Annotated in this window: 8 protein-coding genes and 1 pseudogene; 8 read left to right on the top strand and 1 reads right to left on the bottom strand. The window is 65.7% G+C overall.

The genetic code is table 11. The annotated features are described in order from the left end of the window. Positions 1-711 precede the first annotated feature (711 nt). A pseudogene (locus A6723_RS32390) lies at positions 712-1,062 on the bottom strand (alpha/beta fold hydrolase); the annotation flags it as partial. A 461-nt stretch (positions 1,063-1,523) separates the two neighbouring features. On the opposite strand from A6723_RS32390, the gene A6723_RS10100 reads away from it, so the two are divergent. The 8 genes from A6723_RS10100 to A6723_RS10065 form a co-directional block, all read left to right on the top strand. After that, positions 1,524-2,153 carry an START domain-containing protein gene (locus A6723_RS10100; RefSeq protein ID WP_054906846.1) on the top strand — a complete coding sequence of 210 codons (630 nt, stop codon included), beginning with the start codon at positions 1,524-1,526 and terminating at the stop codon, positions 2,151-2,153. 126 nt (positions 2,154-2,279) lie between these two features. Continuing rightward, positions 2,280-2,525, top strand: coding sequence for an exodeoxyribonuclease VII small subunit (locus tag A6723_RS10095; RefSeq protein WP_024764669.1), 246 nt, complete (start codon positions 2,280-2,282; stop codon positions 2,523-2,525). Further along, the gene (gene ispA / locus A6723_RS10090; RefSeq protein ID WP_054906845.1) at positions 2,522-3,409 is read left to right on the top strand and encodes a (2E,6E)-farnesyl diphosphate synthase; all 888 of its coding nucleotides are present in this window, start codon (positions 2,522-2,524) and stop codon (positions 3,407-3,409) included. The genes A6723_RS10095 and ispA overlap by 4 nt, the downstream gene beginning before the upstream one ends. Before the next feature lie 131 nt (positions 3,410-3,540). After that, positions 3,541-4,215 (top strand): GntR family transcriptional regulator, encoded by a 675-nt coding sequence (locus A6723_RS10085; protein ID WP_054906844.1) that lies wholly within the window; start codon positions 3,541-3,543, stop codon positions 4,213-4,215. Positions 4,216-4,328: 113 nt separating this feature from the next. Next, complete coding sequence (locus A6723_RS10080) at positions 4,329-5,273, top strand: 4-hydroxyproline epimerase (protein ID WP_054906843.1); 945 nt, start codon at positions 4,329-4,331, stop codon at positions 5,271-5,273. Further along, a complete protein-coding gene (locus tag A6723_RS10075) occupies positions 5,270-6,382 on the top strand; it encodes an FAD-binding oxidoreductase (RefSeq protein WP_054906842.1) in 1,113 nt (370 codons plus the stop codon). Before A6723_RS10080 ends, A6723_RS10075 begins: the two co-directional genes overlap by 4 nt. Next, positions 6,375-6,611 (top strand): (2Fe-2S)-binding protein, encoded by a 237-nt coding sequence (locus tag A6723_RS10070; protein ID WP_054906841.1) that lies wholly within the window; start codon positions 6,375-6,377, stop codon positions 6,609-6,611. Before A6723_RS10075 ends, A6723_RS10070 begins: the two co-directional genes overlap by 8 nt. Then, on the top strand, positions 6,608-7,810 hold a 1,203-nt coding region (locus A6723_RS10065; RefSeq protein ID WP_064979632.1), incomplete at its 3' end, for an FAD/NAD(P)-binding oxidoreductase. The genes A6723_RS10070 and A6723_RS10065, both read left to right, overlap by 4 nt.

The following is a 7,810-nucleotide window of genomic DNA, read 5'->3' as shown; positions in this document are numbered from 1 at the left end:
GAGGATCAATCTACGCCCGCGCAAGCGCTTGGGCTGGAAGACGCCGTACGAAGTGCATACAGGGGTGAGCGTTGCACTTATGTGTTGAATTCAGGGGATGTTCTACATCCTCATGCACCGAAGCACAGGGGAACGAGGTAAATGGCTTGAACAACCGGAGCGCCTTTCGTCGCCTCCTACGCTTTGAACGCGACCAATCCTCGATCAGGCGGTACGCGGACCGATACGATTGCTCCATGCGGATCTGATGTCATCATTCTCTGTATTACGACAAGCTGAAAGGAAGGAATCAGGTATCGTCAGAGCCAAACTGACTCCTGCTTGCGCAAGCCCGCCATGTGTGCGTGTTGTAAGCCCCCCCTGAGACTGTGCGTGGAGCACCTCGAAGTAGTTCACAACCATCGCGACCACTTCGTTTTCACCTACGCGGATGATGCTGCAGCCAAGCGCAGTGAGGGCAGGTACTACCGTTGCTTCGCCACCTGAAAACCGCTCTGAGGTCTGGGTACTGCTTGCCGGACGCAACGCCGGCAATCGCCTTGAAGTCGCAGCCCGCACCCGTCCGAGGATCCAGCCCCCGGTAGTCACGTGACTTATCGAATCCATAACAAGTGGGGAGACCGTCCTGCCCAAGGCTACGAACTCGTAAATGGCTTCTTGTACTGCAACTCGGTCTGTTAGTTGCGTAAGCAATGTCATTGGTGACTACAGAGGCCACAAGAAGGCCCACATCAGGCGAACCTTCAGCGCCTCTCTCCAGGGCATCCAACCAGCCCAGCCGGCGCCAATTCCGAAGTTGTAGGCCGCAGTGACCTTGTGATGATTAGGGATCATCCCCAGCACCTAGCCACCGAAGGAGTGCCCCACCCAGAAGATCGGTGTAGAGCCGTCATCCAGGTACTCCACCGCCTCGGTCAAGTCATGCATGCCCCAATCGAGATAGGACATCTCGAAACCCTTAAGCGAAGGCGGCTTTGAATCTCCCAACCCTCGTTAGTCCAGGGTCAGCACGTTGAAGCCCTTTGAGCATGCGTACTCTGCAAAGCGTCTGTAGAAACGCTGCTGCATGAACGAGCCCGCACAGGCTCAAAGGCCACTTCCTGATAGATTGCTAACATGTTTCCGCCGCTGCGACCAAAAATGGCAATCTGGGCAGTCACCAAGCATGCGAGGCCCTAGAAAAGGGTGCCCATCAAACAGGTCGGAAATGCGGGATGCAAGGTGAAGAGGGACCGAGCAGTTCGGCACATACCGCCGACACGTGCACCAGCACCTTGAGCCATACAAGAAATGTATCAAATTCCAGCGAGCTTCAAAGCATGGGTAAAGGTGTGGGTTAAAGGCATGCTTCATACATAAATACCTTAAAAATCAATAAGATGATCAATAAAAATGCCGCCCACAAGCCGGCTTTTTTAATGCCTACGAAAAAGCTTCCCGGCATGCCAGACCGCTCGCCGGCCAATGCGCCGCTGTCACGAGGCAGGCATAAGATCGGTCTATCCCCTCGCCGGTCCGCCGCCATGAAGCGCCCCTCGCCCTTCCTGCTCGCCCTGCTACTGACAGCTCCGTTGCCAGCGTACGCGCAGGCTGGCGACTGGAAGCTCGCCAAGGACCAGGACGGCGTGCAGGTCTACCTGAAACAGGTCCCCGGCTCGAACTACAAGAGCTTCCGCGGCATTACGCTGGTGAAGGCTGACGTCGCCACCCTCGGGCATCTGCAGGAGAACCTGCGCGTCTCCTGCGCCTGGCTCTACGCCTGCGCGCAGATGCGCCTGCTCAAGTACAGCGACGAGGCGATCTGGGTCTACCTCGACACCAAGCTCCCGTGGCCCGCCGCCCCGCGGGACCTGGTACTGAAGGTGAGCACCGAGGAAACTGCGGACGGCGGCATGATTCGCCACCTGCAGGCTGCGCCGGACTATATCCCGCCGGTGCAGGACCGCATTCGCGTACCCAATGTCTCCGGGACCTGGCAGATGGTCCCCAAGGGCCCGAAGCTCACCGAAGTCACCTACGAAATGCGCGGCGAACCCGGCGGCAGCGTGCCGTCCTGGCTGGCGAATCAGTTCGTGGTCGATGCTCCATTCGAGTCGCTGCGCATGCTCAAGGTGGTGGCGGAGCACCAGGGCGTCCGCGACGCCGGCTACTAGAAACCGGTTCGAAAGCGCCGCCGGCAGCGCTTGTGCAGTCGCCGGCGGCCTGACCGAAGATTTGCCCGCAAAGCCCGTCTCTGCTAGTGTCGCGAGGTTTCCGAATACCCCCGCCGAGATGTCCGCATGGCCCGCAAGAAAGCTTCCCTCGACTTCGAACAGTCCCTCGCCGAGCTGCAAACGCTGGTAGAGCGCCTGGAAAGCGGCGAGCTGTCGCTGGAGGACTCGCTGGGGGCCTTCGAGCAGGGCATCCGCCTGACGCGTGACTGCCAGGCGGCGCTGACCCAGGCGGAGCAGAAGGTGCAGATCCTCCTGGAACGCGATGGCGAACTGAGCGAAGCGCCCTTCGATCCGGAAGGCGAAGACGCATGATCGCCGGCTACCAGGCGCGCTGTACGGCGCGTGTCGACGCTGCGCTGGAAAAACTCTTCGTCGCCCCCCGTGAAGAACTCACCCGCATCTACGCCGCCATGCGCTACAGCGTGGTCAACGGTGGCAAGCGCGTGCGCCCGCTGCTGGCCTACGCGGCCTGCGAAGCACTGGGCGGCGACGCCGAGCGCGCGAACGGCGCTGCTTGCGCAGTGGAGCTGATCCACGCCTATTCCCTGGTGCACGACGATCTGCCGGCGATGGACGACGACGACCTGCGTCGCGGCCAGCCGACCACCCACATTGCCTATGACGAGGCCTGCGCGATTCTCGCCGGTGACGGTCTGCAGGCGCTGGCATTCGAGGTGATCGGTAACGCCCAGCTCAATCCGCAGGATGCGCAGACTCGTCTGGACATGCTGATGATCCTCACCCGCGCCGCCGGTTCTGCCGGGATGGTCGGCGGGCAGGCGATCGACCTGGAGTCCGTGGGCCGCAAGATCGACCAGGTGGCGCTGGAAACCATGCACCGGCACAAGACCGGCGCGCTGATCGAGGCCAGCGTGCAGCTCGGCGCCCTCGCCAGCGGGCGCGCCAACGCCACGGCACTGGAAGCCCTGCGCCGCTACGCCGAGGCCGTGGGCCTGGCGTTCCAGGTGCAGGACGACATCCTCGACGTGGAAAGCGACACCGCCACCCTCGGCAAGACCCAGGGCAAGGACCAGGCCCACGACAAGCCGACCTACCCCGCGCTGCTCGGCCTCGACGAAGCGAAGGCCTACGCCCTCGCCCTGCGCGACCAGGCGCTGGCTGCGCTGGAAGGCTTTGGCGATAGCGCCGAACCGCTGCGCGCCCTCGCCCGCTATATCGTCGAACGCCGCAACTGATTCCCCGGCACGCGCATTGCGTGTGCAAATCCCGTGATTCATCCATTGCGATGACCGCTCGCCGGTGCTTCACTGCATTACAGGGATTTCGTATACCATATCCGACAACAGCCACCTGACCGGACTGCATCGTGCCGCTACGCAACGCCCCCAACCTGGGTATCGTCCCCTCCGCCTCGGAGACCATCGCCAAGCACCTGCGCGAGGCGATCATTTCCGGCCAGATGGCAGAGCACGAGCCGATCCGCCAGGACGATATCGCGCAGATCTTCAACGTCAGCAAGATTCCCGTGCGCGAGGCGCTCAAGCGCCTGGAGGCCGAGGGGCTGGTGGAGTTCCAGCGCAACAAGGGCGCGCTGGTGACGAAGATATCCGAGCCGGAACTGGCGCAGATGTTCGAGGTACGGGTCGTTCTCGAAGCCCAGGCGATCCGCCTGGCGGTGCCGAACATGACCGCCGAGACCTTCGAACGCGCCGAGCGCATCTGTGCCGAGTTCGTCGGCGAGGACGATGTCGGCCGCTGGGCGGAACTGAACTGGGAGCTGCACGCCTGCCTCTATGAACCGGCGCAGCGGCCCTACCTGGTTGGCCTGATCCGCTCCATCCATGACAAGCTCGAACGCTACCTGCGCATGCAGATGAGCCTGTCCTCCGGCAAGGAGCGCGCGGATCACGAGCACCACGACATCCTCGACGCCTGCCGCGCCGGCGATGGCGAGCTGGCCGCGCGCCTGCTGGAAGAACACATCAACGGCGTCTGCCGCACGCTCTACGAGCACCTGCCGAATCGGCCGACACCGAGCTGATCGAAAAGAACCGCTGTGCCGATTTCATCATCGGCCCGGCGGAAAACCCTCAAGCTCCCATCCCCGCTCCACGCCACCCTAGGGTCAACCACAAGACCACCTCAGGGGGCAGCATGAAACGCATCCAGGTTCTCGATTCCCACACCGGCGGCGAACCCACGCGCCTGGTGCTCGACGGCTTTCCCGATCTGGGCAAGGGCAGCATGGCCGAACGCCGTGCGCTGCTGGCCAGGGAGCACGACAGCTGGCGCGCCGCGACCGTGCTGGAGCCACGCGGCAGCGATGTGCTGGTCGGCGCACTGCTCTGCGAGCCGGTGGACCCGAGCGCCTGCGCCGGGGTGATCTTCTTCAACAACACCGGTTACCTGGGCATGTGCGGCCACGGCACCATCGGCCTGGTCGTCTCGCTGGCGCACCTGGGGCGTATCGGCCCCGGCACGCACAAGATCGAGACGCCGGTGGGCACCGTCGAAGCAACCCTGCACGACGACCGCTCGGTGAGCGTGCGCAACGTCCCTTCCTATCGCTACCGCAAGCAAGTGCCGGTGCAAGTGCCCGGCCATGGCCTGGTGTACGGCGACATCGCCTGGGGCGGTAACTGGTTCTTCCTGATCGCCGATCACGGCCTGCGCGTCGCCGGCGACAACCTGGACGAACTGACTGCCTACACCGTCGCCGTGCAGAAGGCGCTGGAAGACCAGGGCATCCGCGGCGAAGACGGTGGTCTGATCGATCACATCGAGCTGTTCGCCGACGATCCTGACGCGGACAGCCGCAACTACGTGCTCTGCCCCGGCAAGGCCTACGACCGCTCGCCCTGCGGCACCGGCACCAGCGCCAAGCTGGCGTGCCTGGCCGCTGACGGCAAGCTCGCTGCCGGCGACGCCTGGCGCCAGGCCAGCGTGATCGGCAGCCAGTTCGAAGGCCGCTTCGAGTGGGTCGGCGAGCCTGCCGAGGGGCGCATCATCCCGACCATCCGCGGGCGCGCCAACATCAGCGCGGAAGCCACCCTGCTGCTGGAAGAAGACGACCCGTTCGCCTGGGGCATCCGTTCGTGAGCGATGCGGACATCATCGTCATCGGCGCCGGCATCGTCGGCGCCGCCTGCGCCCACGCCCTCGCCCGCCGCGGCCTGGACGTGCTGGTGCTGGATGCGCGCCTGCCCGGCGCCACCGCCGTCGGCATGGGCCACCTGCTGGTGCTCGACGACAATGCCGCCGAACTGGCGCTGAGCAACTACTCGCTGCAACGCTGGCGCGAGTGGGGCCAGGACATGCCCGCCGAATGCGCGTACCGCAGCAACGGCACGATGTGGCTGGCGGCCAATGGCGAAGAGATGGCCGAAGCCGAACGCAAGTTCGCCGTGCTGCGCGAGCACGGCGTCGCCGCAAGACTGCTGAACAGCGCGGAGCTGCAGCAGGAAGAACCCGAACTGCGCAGCGACCTGCACGGCGGGCTGGAGATCACCGGTGACGGCATTCTCTACGCGCCGCGCGCCGCCGCGTGGCTGCTGGAGTCAGCGCTGAAACCGATCCGCCAGCGCCAGGCAACAGTGGTGGAAATCGACGAACCCCGCGTGCGTCTGGACGACGGCCAGTGGCTGAGCGCCAAGGCCATCGTCCTGGCCAATGGCATCCAGGCCACGCAGCTCTGCGCCGACCTGCCCATCGAGCCGAAAAAAGGTCATCTGCTGATCACCGACCGCTACCCCGGCAAGGTGCGCCGCACGCTGGTGGAGCTGGGCTACGTGACCAGCGCGCACAACGCCAGCGGGCCTTCGGTGGCCTGCAACATCCAGCCGCGCCCGACCGGCCAGCTGTTCATCGGCGCCTCTCGGCAGTTCGGCACCACCGACCCGCAGGTGGAAGGCTGGATGCTGGCGAAGATGCTGCGCCGCGCCGTCGACTACATGCCCGGCCTGGCCAACCTCAACGTGATCCGCAGCTGGGCCGGCTTCCGCGCCGCCAGCCCGGACGGCATGCCGCTGGTGGGCGAACATCCGCAGCGCCCCGGCCTGTGGCTCGCTGTCGGCCACGAAGGCCTGGGCGTAACCACCGCGCCAGGCACCGCCGACCTGCTCGCTGCTCAGCTGTGCAATGAGCCTTTGCCGCTGCCGGCCGAACCCTATTCCCCGCGCCGTTTCCTCGGAGCAAACGCCCATGCCTGACCTGACTCTTGACGGCCGCCCGCTACGTGTCGGCGCCGGCACCACGGTGGCCGCCGCGCTTGCCCAGGGTGGCGACGGCACCACACGCACCTCGGTCAGCGGCCAGCGCCGTGCGCCGCTATGCGGCATGGGCATCTGCCAGGAGTGCCGGGTGACCATCGACGGCCAGCGCCGCCTGGCCTGCCAGACCCTGTGCCGTGACGGCATGCAGGTGGAGACGCGCCCATGAGCGAGCCCGTCGATATCCTCATCATCGGTGCCGGGCCGGCGGGAATGTCCGCCGCCCTCGCCGCCGCGCCGAGCGGCGCCAGCATCGTCATCCTCGACGACAACCCGCTGCCCGGTGGGCAGATCTGGCGCGACGGGCCCAATGCGCACCTGCCGCGCGCCGCTCTGGAGCTGCGCGAAAAGGTCGCTGCCTGCGCCAACATCAGGATTCACAGCGCCACCCGCGTGGTGGCCCTGGCCGGCGAACGCGGCCTGCTGCTGGAAGACTTCGAACGTGGCTGGCGGCTGGACTACCGCAAGCTGATCCTCTGCACCGGCGCCCGCGAACTGCTGCTGCCCTTCCCCGGCTGGACGCTGCCCGGCGTCACCGGTGCAGGCGGACTGCAGGCACTGGTGAAAGGCGGCGTACCGGTGGACGGCCAGCGCGTAGTGATCGCCGGCAGCGGCCCGCTGCTGCTCGCCAGCGCCGCAACCGCCCGCGCCAACGGGGCGAAGATCCAGCGCATCGCCGAACAGGCCTCGTGGCCTGCGTTGGCCAGCTTCGCACTGAAGCTGCCACGCTGGCCGAACAAGCTGTTGCAGTCCTTCGGCCTGTACGACCCGGCCTACCGTGCCGATAGCCATATCGTCGCCGCATTGGGGACAGATCACCTGGAAGGCGTGCGAATCAGCCAGGGTGGCAAGCTGAAGGAAATCGACTGCGACCGGCTGGCCTGCGGCTTCGGCCTTATCCCCAATGTGCAGCTCGGCCAGGCGCTGGGCTGCGCGGTGGATGACGGTGCAATCCGCGTCGACGCCTGGCAGGCGAGCAGCCGCGATGGCATCTACGCCGCGGGCGAATGCACCGGCTTCGGCGGCTCGGAGAAGGCCCTGGTGGAGGGCAGCATCGCCGGCCACGCCGCCGTGGGTGAACACGACCGCGCCCGTGGGCTCTGGTCGCAGCGCCAGCGCTGGCAGGACTTCGCCGACGCACTGAAAAAGGACTTTGCCCTCGACCCGCGCCTGAACCAGCTCGCCCAACCGGACACCCTCGTCTGCCGCTGCGAAGACGTGCCCTACTCGGCCCTGGCCGGCAAGCCGGACTGGACCGCCGCCAAGCTCGCCAGCCGCTGCGGCATGGGCGCCTGCCAGGGCCGCGTGTGCGGCGCGGCGGCCAAGCAGTTGTTCGGTTGGCAACCGCCAGCGCCGCGCCSAAGAACC

Origin of the sequence: Pseudomonas sp. AU11447 (assembly GCF_001672555.2) — a bacterium.
GTDB classification, from domain to species: domain Bacteria; phylum Pseudomonadota; class Gammaproteobacteria; order Pseudomonadales; family Pseudomonadaceae; genus Pseudomonas; species Pseudomonas nitroreducens.
The sequence above is the reverse complement of the archived record's forward strand: the minus strand, read 5'-3'. Positions and strand labels throughout refer to the sequence as shown.

Bases quoted from the DNA above. Each gene is read 5' to 3' on its own strand.
- A6723_RS10100 (WP_054906846.1), top strand. From the start codon at position 1,524: ATGAAGCGCCCCTCGCCCTTCCTGCTCGCCCTGCTACTGACAGCTCCG.
- A6723_RS10095 (WP_024764669.1), top strand. From the start codon at position 2,280: ATGGCCCGCAAGAAAGCTTCCCTCGACTTCGAACAGTCCCTCGCCGAG.
- ispA (WP_054906845.1), top strand. From the start codon at position 2,522: ATGATCGCCGGCTACCAGGCGCGCTGTACGGCGCGTGTCGACGCTGCG.
- A6723_RS10080 (WP_054906843.1), top strand. From the start codon at position 4,329: ATGAAACGCATCCAGGTTCTCGATTCCCACACCGGCGGCGAACCCACG.
- A6723_RS10070 (WP_054906841.1), top strand. From the start codon at position 6,375: ATGCCTGACCTGACTCTTGACGGCCGCCCGCTACGTGTCGGCGCCGGC.